We start from the raw sequence: 18,605 nt of genomic DNA, 5'->3' as shown, positions 1-18,605 counted from the left end.
AAGCAGGTGAAAGTTGGTGTTTTAGACGAGATCGAGGTTTTCGCCCTCCTTGAGGCGGACGATGGCCTTCTTCCAGTGGGCGGTGCGGCCGGAGTCGGCGCGACGCTGGCGCTTGAGCTTGCCGGTCTGATTGAGGGTGCGGACGGCCGCCACCTTCTTGCCCAGCAGGCTTTCGACGGCCTTGGCGATCTCGATCTTGTTGGCCCGGCGATCCACCTCGAGGACAACCTCGTTGTTCAGCTCGTTGAGCATGGTGGCCTTCTCCGAGACACGGACGTTTTTGATGACTTGATAAAGGTCTTTCATGGCGCGTTTCAGCGGATGGGCTTCAGGCGGTGCGGTTGGCGAGGGTTTCAAGCGCGTCCTCGACGAGGAGCACGGTGTTGGCGTGAAGGAGTTCCTCGACGTTGACGCTGTCGGCGGTGACCAGGGTGGCCCAGCCCACGTTGCGGGCGGCCAGGTAGGTCGTGTCGTCGAAGCTCTTGGCGACGACCAGCACCTTCTTCGGATCCGCCTCGGCGGAGACCGTGGAAATGAAGGACTTGGTCTTGCCGTCGGCGATCGAGAACGAGTCAATGGTCTTCAGGTTTCCGGCATCGATGATATCGGCCAGCACACGGCGCAGCGCGAGGCGGCGGGTGTTCTTGGTGACCTTCTTCGAGTAGTCGCGCGGACGCGGACCGAAGACGACGCCGCCGCCCACGAAGATCGGGGCGCGCTTGTCGCCGTGGCGGGCGTTGCCGGTGCCCTTCTGGCGGTAGATCTTCTTGTTGTTGCCGCGGACTTCGCCACGGGTCTTGGTGTTCGCGGAACCGGTGCGGCGGTTGGCACGGTAGGCGGTCACGAGGTCGTGGACGGCCTGGGAGCCCTTGCCTTCCTCGGCCAGCGTGATCTTGGCGGCCTTGGCGTCGTCAGCAGTGAAAACTTTGGCGGACATGGTGATTCAGGATGGTTGGCGCCGGGTCGGAACTCAGGCGGTCTTCTTCTTGGCGGGGCGGACGGTGACGTAGCCACCCTTGTGGCCGGGGACGTTACCGGAAACGAGGATCACATTGTCCTCCGGACGAACGGCCACGATCTTGAGGTTCTGCGTGGTGCGGCGGTCGGTGCCCATGTGACCGGGCATCTTCTGGTTCTTCCACACGCGGCCGGGGGTCGAGCCCGCGGCGATGGCGCCGGTCCGGCGGTGCATCATGGAACCGTGGGTCTGCTTGAGGCCCCCGAAGTTGTAGCGTTTGTAAACACCCTGGAAGCCGCGGCCCTTGGTGGTGCCGATGACATCGACCCACTGGCCGGCCTCAAAGAGCTCGGCGCCCGGGTGTTCGGTCGGGACTTCCTCGCCTTCGGCGAAACGGAACTCCTGCACCTTGTATTTCGGGCCGGCCCCGTGCTTCTTGAAGTGACCGAGGGCGGGCTTGCCGACGCGGAATTCCTTCTTGTCGTCGTAGCCGACCTGGACCGCGCTGTAGCCGTCCTTCTCGACGGTCTTGGTTTGCACGATCTGGTTGCCGCCGACTTCGATCACGGTGACGGGGATCATCGACTGGCTTTCCTCGTCAAACAGACGGGTCATGCCGAGTTTCTTTCCGAGTAGTCCGAGAGACATGGCTTCTTGGATTTGAGATTTGAAATTTGAGATTTGAAATTCGTCGCGTGGCGACGGCTCAGATGCGGATGGCGATGTCGACGCCGGCGGGCAGGTTGAGCTTCTTGAGCTCGTCCACCGTGCGGGCGGTCGGGTCGACGATGTCGAGCACGCGCTTGTGGGTGCGGACTTCGAATTGTTCGGCCGACTTCTTGTTCACGTGCACGGAACGGTTCACCGAGAACTTCTCGATGTGGGTCGGAAGCGGAATCGGACCAGCCACCTTGGCGCCGGTGCGCTTGGCGGTCTCGACGATCTCCAGGGCGGAACGATCGATGGCGCGGTGATCGAAAGCCCGGAGGCGGATGCGGATCTTCTGGTTTTCCATGGTGTCGGAACGGTGGCGGTTGATTCTTTGAGGATGGTTTGGATCAGCGATCGTTGACGATCTCGTCGACGATGTTCTGGGGGACCTGCTCGAAGTGCGAGGGGGTCATGGAGTAAGAGGCGCGTCCGGAGGACAGAGTGCGGACGGCGGTCGAGTAGCCGAACATTTCCTTCAGCGGCACGGCGGCGTGGATGATGGCGAGGTTGCCCTTGGTTTCCATCTGGCCGATGTGGCCGCGGCGGCGGGAAAGGTCACCCATCACGTCGCCCTGGTAGTCGTCCGGAGTGGAAACCTCGACGCCCATGATGGGCTCGAGGAGCACCGGCGAGGCTTTCTTGAAGCCGTCGCGCATGGCGAAGATGGCCGCCATGGTGAAGGCGTTCTCGTTCGAGTCGACTTCGTGGAACGAGCCGCCGAGGACATCGACGTGCACATCGACCACGGGATAGCCGGCGACGATGCCGTTGCTCATGGACTGCTGCACGCCCTTGATCACGGCGTTGTGGAAATCCTTGGGAATCTCGCCACCGACAATCAGGTTCTCGATGGTCAGGCCCTTGCCCTTTTCGTTGGGCTTCATCCGCAGACGGACGTGGCCGTATTGGCCGCGGCCGCCGGATTGCTTGACCAGCTTGCCCTCGCCATCGGCACCGGCAGTGATGGTCTCGCGGTAGGCGATCTGCGGGGCGCCGGTGTTGGCCTCCACCTTGAACTCGCGACGCAGGCGGTCGACGATGATCTCGAGGTGCAGCTCGCCCATGCCGGAAATGATGGTCTGGCCGGTGTCCTCGTCGGTTTTCACCACGAAGGTCGGATCTTCCTCGGACAGACGAACCAGCGCGTTGGCGAGCTTTTCCTGGTCGGCCTTGGTCTTCGGCTCGACGGCCATGGAAATGACCGGCTCGGGGAAACTCGGAGGCTCGAGGACGACCTCGTAGCCGGGAGCGGCAAGCGTGTCACCGGTCTGGACGTTCTTGAGGCCCACCATCGCGGCGATGTCGCCGGCGTGGCAGACATCGATGTCCTGGTGGGAGTCCGACTGGATCTGGATCAGACGGCCGACGCGCTCGCTCTTGCGGGTGCGCGGGTTGTAGATCGTGTCGCCCTTGCGGACCACGCCGGAATAGACGCGGAAGAAGACCAGCTTTCCGACGAACTTGTCGGCCCAGAGCTTGAAGGCGAGGGCGCAGAACTTGCCGCTGTCGGTCGTCGGGACCGTGATCGCCTCGTCTTCGTCGTCGGGGTTCATGCCGACCGCGGACGGGATGTCGAGCGGGCTGGGAAGGTAGTCGAGAACGGCATCCAGCAGGTATTGGACGCCCTTGTTCTTGAAAGCGGAGCCACCGGCGACGGGAATCAGCTGGTTGGCGATGGTGCAGCGGCGCAGGGCCTGCTTCACGTCCTCGAGGGTGATTTCCTCTTCGAGGAGGAACTTTTCGCCGAGGGCTTCGTCGTGATCGGCCACGGCGGAAACGAGTTCCTCGTAGGCTTCCTCGGCGATCGCCGCCTGGTCGGCGTCGAGGTCCTTGATTTCGTAGGTCGATCCGAGGACTTCGCTGTCCGAGTAGAGGACGGCCTTGCGGTTGATGACGTCGATCTGGCCGCGGAGGCTGTCTTCGGAGCCGATCGGGATCAGGATGCGGACCGGGGTGGCGTTGAGCTTCTCGCGGATCTCATCGACCACGCTTTGGAAGTTCGCGCCGACGCGGTCCATTTTGTTCACGAAGACCACGCGCGGGACCTTGTATTTGGTCGCCTGGCGCCAGACGGTCTCGGTTTGCGGCTGGACGCCGGCCACGCCGCAGAAGACGACGATGGCTCCGTCCAGGACGCGGAGGGAACGCTCGACCTCGGCGGTAAAGTCGACGTGCCCAGGGGTATCGATGATGTTGACGCGGTGCTTGACCCCGTCGAACAGCTTGAACATCCCCTCCTCCTCGTGCTGCCACCAATCGGCGGTGACGGCGGCGGAGGTGATGGTGATGCCGCGCTCGCGCTCCTGCTCCATCCAGTCGGTGGTGGCAGCGCCGTCGTGGACCTCGCCGATCTTGTGGATCATCCCCGTGTAGAAGAGGATCCGCTCGGTCAGCGTGGTCTTGCCGGCGTCGATGTGCGCCGCAATCCCGATGTTCCGAGTCCGCTCAAGCGGAAACGGGCGATCAGGACTATGGACGGCGGAGCTCATCGGTGGGGTGCGAAAAATCGGCGGCTAGGGCGGATTACCAGCGGAAGTGGGCGAAGGCGCGGTTGGCCTGGGCCATCTTGTGAACGTCGTCACGCTTGCGGACCGAACTGCCCTGGTTGTTGGCGGCGTCCTTGATTTCGTTGGCGAGGGCGACGTGCATCGGGGTGCCCTTGCGGTTGCGGGCGTAGCCCACGATCCAGCGGAGGGCGAGCGACTCGGACCGGTCGGCGGCGACTTCGAGCGGCACCTGGTAGGTGGCACCACCGACGCGGCGGCTCTTGACCTCGACGCGCGGCTTGGCGTTCTCGATGGCGCGGGTGACGACTTCGAGCGGATCGACGGTGTCGACCCCTTCGTTGGCCTTGTCGATGGCAGCGTAAACAATACGCTCGGCGAGCGAGCGCTTGCCGTCACGCATCACCTTGCAGATGAGGTGGCCGACGAGTGGGCTGTCGTAGCGGGAATCGCGACGATCGGGCTTGGTGAAGATTCGCTTGCGGCGGGACATGATGAAATCGTGTTGGTCGTTTCAGGAAATTACTTCTTGTCCGCCTTCGGGCGCTTGGCGCCGTACTTCGAGCGGCCCTGGCGACGCTTGTCGACGCCGAGGGTATCGAGAGCACCGCGGACGATGTGGTAGCGGACACCCGGAAGGTCCTTCACCCGGCCACCCCGCACGAGGACGATGGAGTGCTCCTGGAGATTGTGGCCTTCACCGCCGATGTAGGCGATGACTTCGTATCCGTTGGTGAGGCGCACCTTGGCGACTTTCCGGAGAGCCGAGTTCGGCTTCTTGGGCGTCCGGGTCATGACCTGGAGACAGACGCCGCGACGCTGCGGGCAATTGGCCATGGCCGGGGACTTCGATTTCTCGACCGGCACGTGACGGCCCTTGCGGACAAGCTGATTGATGGTCGGCATAGATTCCTGCGGGGTTTGCGATGTTTGCTTTTGGAACGTGACTTCCGGAGCGCACCGACCACCGGCGAGATTTCCCTCGCAGGAGCCTTTTTTCCGGTGCTGCACCCGATAGTTTTGGAGATTCTTAGGCACCCTGACGTGCAGGGTGCGGATGTGGGGGCGCAGAGACTACCCGGGAAGCTCCACCTGACAAGCCCTGATTTGGAAATTTTTTGGTCATGCCGAATCCCTTGGGTTTTCAGGAAATCACGGCACTTTGGAGGGCTTCCGGCGGAGCGATTTTTCGCGCTCGAGTCCCTCGCAGAAAGATTGCGCGCACGGAAGCGCCGTGGATACTCCACGCCACCACCCCATCGATCCATGAAATTGCTTCGTTTCCTCGCCATCCCTGCCGCCGCCGCGGCCGGCCTGATCCTCAGCTCCTGCAGCACGGTGAATACCGGCACACCCGGAACCTCGTTTTCCTTCGACCCGAAGGTGACCAAGCCGACCAACACCTCGGCGACGAAGGTCTACCTCAGCACCGGCGCCCAGAAAATCTACGTCGTCGAGGGCGATAAGGTCCTGCTCGCCAGCCCGGCCTGCGTCGGCACCGCCGCCACCCCCACCCCGAAGGGCACCTTTCCGATCCGTAACAAGGTCAAATACCGCCGCCGCGCGAGCAGTCCGGGGGCGGGTTATCCGATGACCTATTGGATGGAGTTCTCCAGTCCCGCCTACGGCATGCACTGGGGCTTCGTGAAGCCCTACCCCGCCACCCACGGCTGCGTCCGCCTGCCGCTCAACACCGCCCGCAAGATGTTCGACATGGTGCAGGTCGGCACCAGGGTGAACGTCGCCTCCAGCCAGCCGTGGGACAACACGGTGGGCAAAAGCCTGCCCCGCCTCGACGACGGCCCGCTGCCGAACCCGCCGAATTCCTACCTCAACGGACCGCAGGTTTTCAAAGACCAGGACCAGGGCAAGATGTGGAATTTCTGAGCGGGTCGGACATTTCGATCCAAGCTTCTAAAAGAGAGGCGCTGCGGGTTCGCAGCGCCTCTTTTGCGGGATGTGAACCGGATTTCCCGCAGGGACCCAGAGGAACGGCAGGAGGTCGCAGAGGTTCGATGGAGCAGAGATCGAACATTTCCACCCCCCCGAGCGTTATCCGCTTCTTCGAGGCCATCGAAGCCTTTGGACCGCTCGGGAAAACAAATCCCATCCGTTTCTCGATGACCTCCTGCCCCTCCTCTGCGGCTCTGCGGCTCTGCGGCTCTGCGGCTCTGCGGCTCTGCGGCTCTGCGGCTCTGCGGCTCTGCGGCTCTGCGGCTCTGCGGCTCTGCGGCTCTGCGGCTCTGCGGCTCTGCGGTAAATGAAGCCGCTTACCCACCCACAAAAAAAGCCCCGCGTTTCCGCGGAGCCTTGGTTTGAACGAGGCGATCTTCCCGATCAGGCCGGCAGCGGAGTCAGCTGACCGAGGGCGGCCACCAACTCGCGGGCTTCGCGGCGCCAGCGGTTGAGCGCCTTGCCGGACATGTCGGCTTTTTCCGCGATCGCATGCTCCAGCTCGTGGTAGGCCGCGGAAAGCTTCTCTTGCAGATCATGAACCGTCGCCAGCGCCTTGTCACAGACCGAAACCCCGTTTTCCTGGATGTGCGCGAGGCGCTCCTCCGCACGGCGGCGGGCTTCGGCAATTTCGGCCAGGGCGATCTTTTCCTCGGGCACCATGCGCAGGTCGGAAACCAGGCCGAGCTTCGAAAGCAGCCAGATCGCCCATTTGGTCGGATCCCAGTTCCAGGCCTTCACGCCGTTGCGGTAGTCGTGCTGGAAGGCGTGGTGAAAGTTGTGGTAGCCCTCGCCAAAGGTGAAGAGCGCCATGATCGCGCTGTCGCGGGCGCTGTTCTTCGAGGAATAGGGCTGGCGGCCGATGGTGTGGCAGAGGCTGTTGATGAAGAAGGTGCACTGCTGGACCACGAACACCCGCAGCGCGCCGGCGATCAGGAACCCCCCGAGGGCACCCAGCGGACCGCCATGGAGGTAACCGAGCGCGGCGGGCAGCGCGAGCCCCACGCCGAGGGCGATCAGCTTGTCATAGCGGTGCTGCCACATGACGAGCTTGTCCTTGCGGAGGTCGGCCACGTTGTCGAGCGGAGGCTCCGGCAGGACCTTGAACAGGATCCACCCGATGTGGGCCCAGAAGAAGCCGTTCTGAATGTTGTAGGGATCGTCGTCGTGATCGACGTGCTTGTGGTGCCGGCGGTGATCCGACGCCCAGTTGAGCACGGAATTTTCGAAGGCACAGGCACCGAACACCAGCGTGAACAGGCGGACCGGCCACTTCGCCTTGAAGGAAAGGTGGGAAAACAGGCGATGATACCCGAGCGTGATGCTCATCCCCGTTGCCAGAGAATAAAAAGTGAACATCCCGATCTGGAAACCGTTGACGCCGTGTTTCCAGATGAAAATCGGCGCCGCGATAATCGCAACGAGGGTGACAATAAGAAGGAAAGCCGTGTTGATCCAATCAACGCGCTTGTAGGGAACTCGAAGGGCCATGAACTTGAAGGTAAAAAAGAATGCCAGATCAAAAGCTGACGCGGCGGAAACCTACAGGCCGAAACCGCCTTTGCTAGCACCAACTTCATTCTTCTGCTGAAATTGAGTCGCGATTGACGCAAGCGAAGAGGGCGTCGCCGGAACCGATGCTCCCCGCTTCGCCTGAAAACGTCACCTCCTTCACCACTCAAGACCGCCGCTTTACCCCATCGGGGCATCACCGCCGGCACCTCCGCCACTGTGGGAACTTCCGAGTCCCAAGAAACGGAGAATCCAACATCCGTCAACCTTCACGCACCACTCCAGCAATTCAAGGAATGCTGGCGGACAGGGAGGGATTCGAACCCTCGGTACTCTTTCGAGCACACACGCTTTCCAGGCGAGCCCATTCGACCACTCTGGCACCTGCCCTGCGGAAGGGCGCGCACCCTAGGGGCCGCTGCCAGCCTTGGCAAGAGAATCTGTCGACTTTGAAAAACCGCCCGCGCAGGTCGTCGCAGCGCGACAGCTTGTCCGCCGCAGGGCGCGCCAAAATGGCACTTCTGGAACCGCCACGAAACCCCGGATTTCCGCATGACACAGGCGCAAACCGCTGCGGCTGTGATGCTTGAGCCCCCCTCTCCCAGCCATGGCATAGCGCCTGCGAAAAGTGCGCCCAATCGATGGTGCCCGCCACCGGGCCGTCACTTACGCAATCCCAACCGCAGAATTTCTCATGTCCAAGATCCTCGGAATCGACCTCGGCACCACCAACTCCTGCATGGCCGTCATGGAAGGCGGCGAGCCGGTGGTCCTCGAAAACTCGGAAGGCGCCCGCACCACCCCGTCGGTGGTCGCCTTCACCAAGTCGGGCGAACGCCTCGTCGGCCAGGCCGCCAAACGCCAGGCCGTCACCAATCCCAAGAACACCATTTTCTCCGCCAAGCGCCTGATCGGCCGCAAGTTCTCGGAGCTGTCCGAGGCCGACAAGAAGATGCCCTACAAGATCGTCGCCGCCGCCAATGGCGACGCCCATATCGAGGTCGAAGTCGGCGGCGAAACCAAGACCTACTCGCCGCAGGAAATCGCCGCCATGGTTCTCGGCAAGCTCAAGGCCGATGCCGAAGCCAAGCTCGGCGAGACCATCACCTCCGCGGTGATCACCGTGCCGGCCTACTTCAACGACTCCCAGCGCAACGCCACCAAGGCCGCCGGTGAAATCGCCGGCCTTGAGGTGAAGCGGATCATCAACGAGCCCACCGCGGCCGCCCTCGCCTACGGGCTCGACAAGAAGTCCGACGAAAAGATCGCCGTCTATGACCTCGGCGGCGGCACCTTCGACATCTCCGTCCTCGAAATCGGCGACGGCGTGTTCGAGGTCATGGCCACCGATGGGGACACCCAGCTCGGTGGCGACGACTGGGACAACACGCTGATCCAGTGGATCGTCGACGAGTTCAAGAAGGACCAGGGCATCGACCTCTCCAACCAGCCGGACGCCCTCCAGCGGATCAAGGAGGAGGCGGAAAAGGCCAAGATCGCCCTTTCCTCCAGCCAGTCCTACGACATCAACCTGCCCTTCATCACCGCCGACCAGAACGGCCCGAAGCACATCCAGCTCAGCCTTTCCCGCTCGAAGCTCGAGCAGCTCACCGACGCCCTCTTCGAGCGCACCAAGAAGCCGGTGACCGACTGCCTCAAGGAAGCCGGCGTTTCCTCGTCGGACATCGATGAGCTGGTGCTCGTCGGCGGCATGACCCGCATGCCCAAGGTCATCGAGACCGCCAAGCAGCTCGCCGGCAAGGAACCCCACCGCGGCGTGAACCCGGACGAAGTCGTCGCCATCGGCGCCTCGATCCAGGGCGGCGTGCTCCAGGGCGACGTGAAGGACGTGCTCCTGCTCGACGTGACTCCGCTCACGCTTTCCATCGAAACGGAGGGCTCGCGCGCCACGCCGATGATCGAGCGCAACACCACCATCCCCGCCAAGAAGTCGCAGATCTTCTCCACCGCCTCCGACAACCAGCCGGCCGTGGACATCCGCATCTGCCAGGGCGAGCGCCCGATGTTCTCCGACAACAAGCTGCTCGGAAACTTCAAGCTCGACGGCATCGCTCCGGCCCGCCGCGGCGAGCCGCAGATCGAGGTCACCTTCGACATCGACGCCAACGGCATCCTCCACGTCTCCGCCAAGGACAAGCAGTCCGGCAAGGAACAAAAGATCTCCATCCAGGGCTCGTCCGGTCTTTCCGATGACGAAATCGAGAAGGCCAAGAAGGACGCCGAGTCCCACGCCGAAGAGGACAAGAAGCGCGTCGAAGCCGTCGACACCAAGAACAAGGCCGAGCACCTCGTCTTCCAGGTCGAAAAGCAACTCGCCGAACTCCCGGCCGAAGCGCCCGCCGAACTCAAGAGCGGCATCCAGGCCAAGGTCGATGCGGTGAAGGATGCGCTCAAGAACGACGACCTCGACGCCATCAAAACCGCCACCAGCACCCTTGAGGAGGCCCTGACCGAGCTCTACAACGCCGCCCAGCAGGCCCAGGCCGCCGCCGGTGCCGGTGCCGCCCAGCCGGACATGAATCCGGGCGGAAACGAAGGCCCCTCCGACGAACCCAAGCCCGCCAAGGGCAAGGTCGTCGATGCCGAGGTGGTCGATAACGACTGAACGTGACGGTGGCTTCCAGTCGCGGAACCGCCAGCCCACCAAGATGACCCTCGCCTCCAAACACGAGCGCCTTTCCGGGCTTCGCCCGCTGTCGCCGGCAGCGGTGCGCAGCCTCGCGGAGGCGTGGGAGGTGAGGATGATCTACGAGTCGAACTCGATCGAGGGCAACTCGCTCACGCTGCGCGAAACGGAGATCGTCCTCAGCAAGGGCGTCACCGTTTCCGGCAAGCCGCTCAAGGACCACCTCGAAGCGGTCAACCTCTCCAAGGCCTGGGAGCGCCTGAAAGCCCTCGCCCTCCCCGCCACGGAGCTCACCGAGCGCGACCTGCTCGACCTCCACGAGATCATCATGGGCGGCATCGACGAGTCCGGTGCCGGCAGCTACCGCACCTCCGCCGTCCGCATCGCCGGCTCGAACCACGTGCCGCCGAACGCGGTCAAGGTGCCCGACCTGATGGCGGACCTCTTCGCCGACTTGTCCGCCGATCCGGTCGAGCGCGCCGCCCGTCTTCACCACGGCGTTTCCGCCATTCACCCCTTCAACGATGGCAACGGTCGCGCCGCGCGGCTGGCGATGAACTTCGTGTTGATCGCGGCCGGCTACCCGCCCGTCTCCATTTCGCCCGAGATCCGCGGCGAATACTACGCGGCGCTCGAAGCGGCCGACGCCGGCGACTTCGCCACCTGGCAGGCCTTCATTTCCCGGCATGTCGAAGCCGAACTCGATATCTGGCTCGACGCCCTCACTGAAAACTAGACGCTTTCCGCCCCGCATCAGCGTGCGGGGCGGCTTTCAACCAACAACCAAACCAACAGAAACCAACAACATGGCTAGCATCCAACCCCTCGGTCAACGCGTGCTCGTGAAGCGCCTTGCGGCTGACGAAGTGTCCGCCGGCGGCATCGTGCTCCCCGACACCGCGAAGGAAAAACCGCAGGAGGCCGAAGTCACCGCGCTCGGCACCGGCGGCAAGGACGACAACGGCAACGACTTCGTGTTCACCGTCAAGGTGGGCGACAAGGTCCTCATCTCCAAGTACGGCGGCACCGAAGTGAAGATCGACGGCGAGGAACTTCTGATCCTCTCCGAGTCCGACATCCTCGGCATCGTTTCCTGAGCGACAACCACCTAACATTCACCATCTACCATCTTTAGAGATATGGCCAAACAACTGCAATTCGACGAAGACGCCCGCCACAATCTGCTGCGCGGCGTTGAGAAGCTCGCCAAGGCCGTCAAGGCCACCCTCGGCCCGGCGGGCCGCAACGTGATCCTCGACAAGAAGTTCGGTTCCCCGACCATCACCAAGGACGGTGTCTCGGTCGCCAAGGAGATCGAACTCGACGATCCCTACGAAAACATGGGCGCCCAGCTCATCCGCGAAGTCTCGAGCAAGACCTCGGACATCGCCGGTGACGGCACCACCACCGCGACCGTACTCGCCGAGGCCATCTACAAGGAAGGCCTCCGCAACGTGACCGCCGGTGCCAACCCGATCAGCCTCCAGCGCGGCATCATGAAGGCCACCGAGGCCATCGTCGGCAAGCTGCGCGAGATCTCCAAGGAAGTCTCCGACACCAAGGAAATCGCCCAGGTCGCCACCGTTTCCGCCAACTGGGACACCGAGATCGGCAACATCATCGCCGAGGCGATGGACAAGGTCGGCAAGGACGGCACCATCACCGTGGAGGAAGCCAAGGGCATCGAAACCACCCTCGACGTGGTGGAAGGCATGCAGTTCGACAAGGGCTACCTTTCCCCGTACTTCGTGACCGATGCGGAGACGATGGAAGCCAACCTCGAGAACGCCTACATCCTCATCCACGAGAAGAAGATCTCGAGCCTCAAGGACATGCTCCCGCTGCTCGAAAAGGTGGCCAAGACCGGCCGCCCGCTGCTCGTGATCGCGGAAGACGTCGAAGGCGAGGCCCTTGCCACCCTGGTGGTGAACAAGCTGCGCGGCATCCTCAACATCGCGGCCGTCAAGGCCCCGGGCTTCGGCGACCGCCGCAAGGCCATGCTTGAAGACATCGCCATCCTCACCGGTGGCAAGGTCATCACCGAAGACCTCGGCATCAAGCTCGACTCCGTGGGCCTCGAGGACCTCGGCGAAGCCAAGCGCATCACCATCACCAAGGAAAACACCGTCGTCGTCGAAGGCGCCGGCACTTCCGAAGGCATCACCGGCCGCGTGAACCAGATCCGCCGCCAGATCGAGGAAACCTCCAGCGACTACGACCGTGAGAAGCTCCAGGAGCGCCTCGCCAAGCTCGCCGGCGGTGTGGCCGTCATCAACGTCGGTGCCGCCACCGAAACCGAGATGAAGGAAAAGAAGGCCCGCGTGGAAGACGCCCTGCACGCCACCCGCGCTGCGGTGGAAGAAGGCATCGTCCCCGGCGGTGGCACGGCGCTCATCCGCGCCCAGGCCCTCGTCGGCGAACTCGGCCTCAGCGGTGACGAGTCCACCGGTGCCGGCATCGTCGCCCGCGCCGTGGAATCCCCGCTCCGCCAGCTGGCCGCCAACGCCGGCCGCGAAGGCGCCCTCATCGTCGAGCGCGTCAAGAACGGCTCCGGCAACGAAGGCTACAACGTCGCCACCGACACCTACGAGGACCTCATCGCCTCCGGTGTGGTCGACCCGACCAAGGTCACCCGCTCGGCCCTGCAGAACGCCGCCTCCATTTCCGGCCTCCTGCTCACCACCGAGTGCCTCATCACCGACATCCCGGAGAAGGAAGCTCCGGCCGCCGGTGGTCACGACCACGGCATGGGCGGCATGGGCGGCATGATGTAAGCCATCCGTCAGTCCCACGACTTCCCAGGCCGGGCAGCTTCTGCTGCCCGGCCTTTTTTGCGCTCAGGTTTTCCGGTCATTTCCGCGAACGAAATCCGAGGCCGGGGAATGCATGAAGACGCCCCGGTCACCCGCCGGTCGGCGAAACCCAGTCCCAAAACCCATCCGGATGACCCAAGACCTCTCAAGCCTGCGGGCCCCGCGCCGCAGCCCGTGGAAACCGACGCCCCGCCTTCAAATCGGATCGGGAATCGCGGGATCGCTGCTGGCCCTGAGCCTCGGCATGGCTCCGCTTTCCGCGGAAATCCTGGTCCGCTCCAACGGCACCGACAGCGGCAGCTCGGAGGTGGGAATCCTGGCCGAGATCGATGCCTCCGGCAACGGCCTCAGCGCCACCGGCATCTGGTCGGTCACCGGCTCGTCCGGCGTGCCCGCCGCCTTCGGAGGCAGCGTGCGCGTGAAGTTCGATGCCATGAAGAACGTCAGCACCGAGGCCTCGACGCTCGGCGACAAGCTGGTCGATGGCAACGTGGACCGCGATGCGAATGGTTACATCGGCGTCGTGGATAATCCCAACGGCGGCGGCATCGGCACCGACGCCTCGAACCGAGAAGGCATCGCCATCCGTTTCGATGAAATCAACGGCATGCCCGCCGGCACGGGCGTGCGGATCACCCGACTGAATGTCCGCAACGTGGGCCGCGACGGGACGGATCCGGTCGGCACCGAGTCCTTCACCATCGTCAACCTCCAGACCCGCGAATTCCTGGAGGTGATCCCCACCGAAGGCAGCGAGGGCGACTTCGACGTCAGCTCTCTCAACCTCGTTCGCACCAGCGGCGATCCGGGTCCGGTGGCGGCGATCTTTTCCGGGGATACCGGCGGCTTCCGCATCGATGGCCTGAACTTCGCCATCCAGTCCGACGGTGGCGACCAGCCACCCTACATCGGCTCCTTCGTGGTCAATGACGCCCAGGTCTCGGCCGGCGACCCGGTCCGCCTCGCCTGGGACGTGCTGGGCGCCGACACGATCGAGATTTCCCCCGAACCCGGAGACGTGACGAGCCTGACGGATGGCTTCACCGTGGTGAATCCGGCGGCCTCCACCACCTACACGCTCACCGCCACCAACTCCGAGGGATCCAGTACTTCCACGCTGACCGTGCTGGTGGACCCCTCGCCTGCCACGCCGGAGGGTGTGGTCGAGGCCCACGGCATCCGCTACGTTTCCGGTGATCTCACCATCCTCGACCCGCCGCCGGCATCGGTCCGCGCCGGCGAGTCGGAGCGCTACAGCACGGTGCAGTTGGTTCCGGAAAAGGCCGGCATCACCCTCGATTCAGCAGTTGAGGTCGACCACCTCGTCGCCGGTCCCGTCACCATCCTCGGTGCCACGGGCAATGCCGGTGCCCTGCCCACCGGCGTGCTTCTCAACAGTTATCTCTTCCACGGCGACCTGCCGGCTGACGCGCCGCAGAGCACGCTGACGACCACCGTCACCTTCGATGCGCCCGTCGTCGGGCTCGCCTACCGCACCGGCACGGCTCCGTCCTCGGGCTTTGCCAACCGTCTTGAGGAAACCGACGTCGTCTTCGGTCTCGACGGGATGACCTTCGAGGACGAGTCGCTGTCACCCGATTCAGCCCTGCGCCGCAGCGCCGATGGCGAGGTGGTCGACGAGTTCTCGATCAGCCCGGATGGTCTCACGCTCACCGTGACCTTCCGTCTGCTCGGCGATGCGCCGAAGGTGATCGACGACCTGCGCGTGATCACCCGCGCCACGCCGGTCACGCCGCCGCCGGCCGCGCCGAACATCGTCGTGTTCCTCGCCGACGATATGGGCATCGGCGACACCAGCGCCTATCAGGATTGGTCGGGCCTCACGGACGCCCAGCAGATCGAAACGCCGGCCATGGACCGCCTGGCGGACCTGGGCGTGCGTTTCACCGACGCCCATGCGCAGAACCGCTGCACGCCCACGCGCTACGCGCTGATGACCGGCCGCTACGCCTGGCGGGCCGGCCTTTTGAACGGCGTGCTGATGGGCTCCGTGAAGCCCCCGCTGATCGAGCGCGAGCGGCCGACGCTGCCCGCCTTCCTCAAGGCCAACGGCTACGCCACGGGCATGGTCGGCAAGTGGCACATGGGCCTGGAATACCGGCAGGACGACGGCGCTCCCGCCCCCGGCTGGGACCAGGCCAGCTTCGCCACCCTGATGCGCGACACGCCGCTCGATCACGGCTTCGATTCCTTCTACGGCTTCTCCCGCTCGCACCTGACCTCGGGTCCCGATGGACAGGATGGAAACGGCCCGTCGCAATCGGTCGGACCGGGCTGGATCGCGGGTCGCCGCGTGGCTGGTGCCACCGGAAACGGCAAGCAGCTCGACGGCAGCTACGACTGGAACGAGATGGGTCAGACGATGCTCGATCAGGCGACCGGATTCATGCAGTCGCACATCGACCACCCGGCCGGGAGCCAGCGGCCGTTCTTCCTCTACTTCGCCTCGCACTCGAACCACGTGGTCTACTCGCCGGACACGGAAATCAACGGCATCCCGGTGGTCGGGGCAAGCCGCTGGAAGGACGGCACCCCCACCGGCGACGTCCGCCGCGACTTCGTCTACCTCAACGACGTCCTGCTGGCCCAGCTGATGGATTATCTGGAAACCACCGACGACCCGCGGGCCCCGGGCTCGAAGCTGATCGACAACACGCTGCTGGTCTTCGCCAGCGACAACGGCTCCGAGATCAACGACGAGCGTGCGGTCGGCAACCTGCGCGCCTTCAAGGCCCACATCTACGAGGGCGGTCACCGCGTCCCGCTGATGGCCTACTGGAAAAACGGCGGCATCGGCGACGCCACCGAGGGCAATGGCGGCACGACCCGCGATGACCTGATCGCCATGCAGGACCTCTACCCGACGGTGGCGGAAATCCTCGGCACTCCCCTGGCCCATCCGTCCTCCGGCGACGACGCGGCGGTCGATGGTTTCCCGCGGCTCGCGGTGTTCAAGAACCAGCCAGCCGACCCCCGTCCGCCGATCCTCACCAACGAGCAAGCCGGCAACACCTGGCTGGCGCTCCAGTATCACGGCACGATCCCGGTCGATCCGCCCCTCTCGGGTTATTGGAAGATCATCTTCGACAACCCGCTGCTGGCGAACGCCAACGCCGGAACGGGTCACGCCGTCCCGCTGGAGCTCTACAATCTGGAAAACGACCGCCTGGAAACCCACAACCTGATCCACGACACCAGCTATCGGGATCTGGTCACGTGGCTCTCGTCGTGGGCGGAAAAGCTGGCCAATGGCGAGATCTCGCGCGAGGCACCGCCCGCGCCGGAGTCCTCGCTGGAGAAGGATGGCGAGGGAGCTTCGATCGGCTTCCCGGCCGAGCCGTTCTTCTTTTATGAAATCTGGAACTCGGAGAACCTGAGTGACTGGTCGCGCCTGGCCACGCTGCAATCGCCCGACACCGGCTTCCTCTCGCTGCCGCTCGAATTCGACCCTCCCCGTCGGTTCTTCCAAGTACGAGTGAGGCAGTAGATCCCGGAGCGGGATTCAGTCGCCCACGGGCGTCAGCTCGATCTTCCGGAACTGGATGCCGGCGCCCTCGCTCTGGAGCCCGATGGCTCCCTTGCGGGCGCTCAGGTTTTTCCCCTGGTTCACGAGCTTGCCGTTGATCCACACGATCAGTTCTCCGGCTTCCGCGCGGACTTTCATCGTGTTCCATTCGCCAGGCGGGTTCTCGGCACCGTCCACGAACTTCGGAATCTTCGCCCCTTCCGTCCGGTCCTCCGGTGCATGGGCCGCTTCCAGCGTTTCCCCGAGCATCCAGAAATCCCCCGCGCTGCCGGACTCGAGCTGCACCTCCACGCACTTCGGCCAGATGTCGCGGGTCCGGGGCGTCGAGGCATACAGCAGCAGGCCGCTGTTTCCGCCATCGGAACCCGGCGTCCAGCGCCATTCGATGACCAGTTCGTAGTCGCGATACGGCTCCTTGGTCCGCATCACCCCGACCGGGCTTCCGGTGCAGAAAAGGATGCCGTCCTTGACGCTCCAGACCTTGGCAGGATCGCCATCGTCCTTGAGGTCGAAGCTCCATCCGGCGAGATCCTCACCGTTGAAGAGCTTCACGGTTTCCGCCGACAGGGCGACCGGTGCGAGGGTCAGGGAAAGGGAAGCGGCAAGGGATTGGATCGTCATCGGTCCACTCAAGCGCGTCCCGATCCGGGCCACAAGGCGACAAACCCGCCTGCACGCTCCGCGGCAGGGCTCCCTGCTTTTGGGAGTTACCGCGCATGAACGCCAATGGACGCGAATCTCAGGTCTTGAGGCCATGGGGACCGCGGGTTGGCAGGGACGAGCGCCCTCGGCTCGGACGTCCGCCTGTGGGTGAGGCCGGCACCGCGGGACCACTCGCGGTCGAGCGAGGGCGCTCGACCCTACCTTAGCGGTCGAGCGAGGGTGCTCGACCTTGCGATCACCCCACCGGAGGCTCCGGCTCGGGCTCATTGTTGCTGCGCGTCGGATCTTGGAGGAGGGACTGGTCGAAGTAATCCGCGGCACGTTCGGGGTGGCCGAGGTGGTGGAGGGCGATGGTAAGAATGTTGGCGCCGAGCTGGAGTTCGAGGACGCCGCGGGCGGCGGCGAGGTTGGCGCGGGCTTGGGCGAGTTCGCCTTTGGCATCGACCTGGCCTTCGCGGGCGTTGCTGAAGGTCGCTTTCAGGGCGGTGAACTCGGCGAGGAGTTCGGGGCCGAGCTGGGCCTGGTATTTTTCCGCGGCCGCGATGAGGCGATCGAGCAGGCCGGGAACCTGGCCGAGGCGTGGCTTGTTGTATTCGCTCAGGCCGCGGGGGTAGAACTCGACATAGGGGCCGCTGGCTTTGGCGAACTTGTCGCGGATGCGGCCTTCGCGCTGGCGGACGGTGGTGCGGAAGAGTTCAAGGGCCTCGTCCTTGGTGATGGTGCCTCCGGATTGGGTGGCCTGGAGGATGGTCCGGGCGGAAAGCGCCTCGTCGAAGGCCTGGAAAGCCGCATCAGTGGGTGCCAACAGGGCGGTGAGGGGAGCCGGGAGATCGGGCAGGGCCCGGAGTTTGCCCAGGTGATCCTCGGCGAATTGGCGAAGCTCCTCGGAGCTAATTTCCGGGTTGTCGAGATGGTTCTGGAAGAAGCGTTGGATGTTCATCATGGCGTCACGGCTACTAGCAGAAAGGTCGTTTCGTGCAACCTGCAGCCCCTTCGGATCTGTCATGCAGGATGCCTATCCGCCGGCAGACCGATGGCCTTCGACCCATCCCGGGGAGCCTGCGCCCTTCGGAAAGAGCCATTCGGAATTCTCCGAAGGGCCTTCTCCAGTTGGCGGAAGCCATTCGGAGTTTTCCGAGCGGCCTTTTCCAATCTGCGGAAGCCATTCGGAGTTTTCCGAATGGCCTTTTCCAATCTGCGGAAGGCATTCGGGATTTTCCGAATGGCCTTTTCCAGTTGGCGGAGGGCGTTCGGCGTTTTCCGAGCGGCCTTTTCCGCTTGGCGGAAGGCATTCGGA

Annotated in this window: 16 protein-coding genes and 1 tRNA gene; 6 read left to right on the top strand and 11 right to left on the bottom strand. The window is 64.1% G+C overall.

Annotated features, from left to right (window positions below; genetic code table 11):
• Window positions 1-21: 21 nt before the first annotated feature.
• The 7 genes from rplW to rpsL are packed head-to-tail and all read right to left on the bottom strand — an operon-like array spanning window position 22 to window position 5,079.
• Entirely contained in the window at window positions 22-306 is a 285-nt protein-coding gene (rplW, locus tag ABXH26_RS07880) for a 50S ribosomal protein L23 (RefSeq protein ID WP_353566502.1), read from the bottom strand.
• A 22-nt stretch (window positions 307-328) separates the two neighbouring features.
• Complete coding sequence (rplD, locus tag ABXH26_RS07875) at window positions 329-937, bottom strand: 50S ribosomal protein L4 (protein ID WP_353566501.1); 609 nt, start codon at window positions 935-937, stop codon at window positions 329-331.
• Between the two features lie 33 nt (window positions 938-970).
• Window positions 971-1,606: a 50S ribosomal protein L3 gene (rplC, locus tag ABXH26_RS07870; protein WP_353566500.1), complete on the bottom strand. Its 636-nt coding sequence runs from the start codon at window positions 1,604-1,606 to the stop codon at window positions 971-973.
• Window positions 1,607-1,664: 58 nt separating this feature from the next.
• Window positions 1,665-1,973 carry a 30S ribosomal protein S10 gene (rpsJ, locus tag ABXH26_RS07865; protein ID WP_353566499.1) on the bottom strand — a complete coding sequence of 103 codons (309 nt, stop codon included), beginning with the start codon at window positions 1,971-1,973 and terminating at the stop codon, window positions 1,665-1,667.
• Between the two features lie 43 nt (window positions 1,974-2,016).
• Window positions 2,017-4,158, bottom strand: a complete 2,142-nt coding sequence (fusA, locus tag ABXH26_RS07860; RefSeq protein WP_353566498.1) for an elongation factor G — start codon at window positions 4,156-4,158, stop codon at window positions 2,017-2,019.
• Window positions 4,159-4,192: 34 nt separating this feature from the next.
• A complete protein-coding gene (gene rpsG, locus ABXH26_RS07855; protein WP_353566497.1) occupies window positions 4,193-4,666 on the bottom strand; it encodes a 30S ribosomal protein S7 in 474 nt (157 codons plus the stop codon).
• 29 nt (window positions 4,667-4,695) lie between these two features.
• Window positions 4,696-5,079 (bottom strand): 30S ribosomal protein S12, encoded by a 384-nt coding sequence (rpsL, locus tag ABXH26_RS07850; RefSeq protein ID WP_353566496.1) that lies wholly within the window; start codon window positions 5,077-5,079, stop codon window positions 4,696-4,698.
• Window positions 5,080-5,439: 360 nt separating this feature from the next.
• On the opposite strand from rpsL, the gene ABXH26_RS07845 reads away from it, so the two are divergent.
• Window positions 5,440-6,060, top strand: a complete 621-nt coding sequence (locus ABXH26_RS07845) for a L,D-transpeptidase (protein ID WP_353566495.1) — start codon at window positions 5,440-5,442, stop codon at window positions 6,058-6,060.
• Between the two features lie 450 nt (window positions 6,061-6,510).
• Here ABXH26_RS07845 and ABXH26_RS07840 read toward each other — a convergent pair whose 3' ends face one another.
• Entirely contained in the window at window positions 6,511-7,617 is a 1,107-nt protein-coding gene (locus ABXH26_RS07840) for an acyl-CoA desaturase (protein ID WP_353566494.1), read from the bottom strand.
• Window positions 7,618-7,938: 321 nt separating this feature from the next.
• A tRNA-Ser gene (locus ABXH26_RS07835) sits at window positions 7,939-8,028 on the bottom strand.
• Between the two features lie 304 nt (window positions 8,029-8,332).
• Between ABXH26_RS07835 and dnaK the strand changes: the two genes are divergently transcribed.
• From dnaK to ABXH26_RS07810, 5 genes are all read left to right on the top strand, one after another.
• Window positions 8,333-10,264 (top strand): molecular chaperone DnaK, encoded by a 1,932-nt coding sequence (gene dnaK, locus ABXH26_RS07830; RefSeq protein WP_353566493.1) that lies wholly within the window; start codon window positions 8,333-8,335, stop codon window positions 10,262-10,264.
• A gap of 43 nt (window positions 10,265-10,307) precedes the next feature.
• Window positions 10,308-11,021: a Fic family protein gene (locus tag ABXH26_RS07825; RefSeq protein WP_353566492.1), complete on the top strand. Its 714-nt coding sequence runs from the start codon at window positions 10,308-10,310 to the stop codon at window positions 11,019-11,021.
• 70 nt (window positions 11,022-11,091) lie between these two features.
• The gene (locus tag ABXH26_RS07820) at window positions 11,092-11,382 is read left to right on the top strand and encodes a co-chaperone GroES (RefSeq protein ID WP_353566491.1); all 291 of its coding nucleotides are present in this window, start codon (window positions 11,092-11,094) and stop codon (window positions 11,380-11,382) included.
• Between the two features lie 42 nt (window positions 11,383-11,424).
• Window positions 11,425-13,059: a chaperonin GroEL gene (groL, locus tag ABXH26_RS07815; protein ID WP_353566490.1), complete on the top strand. Its 1,635-nt coding sequence runs from the start codon at window positions 11,425-11,427 to the stop codon at window positions 13,057-13,059.
• A 169-nt stretch (window positions 13,060-13,228) separates the two neighbouring features.
• Window positions 13,229-16,606 (top strand): sulfatase-like hydrolase/transferase, encoded by a 3,378-nt coding sequence (locus tag ABXH26_RS07810; RefSeq protein WP_353566489.1) that lies wholly within the window; start codon window positions 13,229-13,231, stop codon window positions 16,604-16,606.
• 15 nt (window positions 16,607-16,621) lie between these two features.
• Here the strand turns inward: ABXH26_RS07810 and ABXH26_RS07805 are convergent, their stop codons facing one another.
• Both ABXH26_RS07805 and ABXH26_RS07800 read right to left on the bottom strand, forming a co-directional pair.
• Complete coding sequence (locus ABXH26_RS07805; protein WP_353566488.1) at window positions 16,622-17,266, bottom strand: 3-keto-disaccharide hydrolase; 645 nt, start codon at window positions 17,264-17,266, stop codon at window positions 16,622-16,624.
• Window positions 17,267-17,543: 277 nt separating this feature from the next.
• Window positions 17,544-18,251 carry a hypothetical protein gene (locus ABXH26_RS07800; RefSeq protein WP_353566487.1) on the bottom strand — a complete coding sequence of 236 codons (708 nt, stop codon included), beginning with the start codon at window positions 18,249-18,251 and terminating at the stop codon, window positions 17,544-17,546.
• Between the last annotated feature and the right edge of the window lie 354 nt (window positions 18,252-18,605).

This window comes from Haloferula sargassicola (assembly GCF_040362925.1).
Taxonomy (GTDB): Bacteria; Verrucomicrobiota; Verrucomicrobiia; order Verrucomicrobiales; family Akkermansiaceae; genus Haloferula; species Haloferula sargassicola.
Note: the sequence above shows the minus strand (reverse complement) of the source record. Positions and strands in the feature narration are given on the sequence as shown.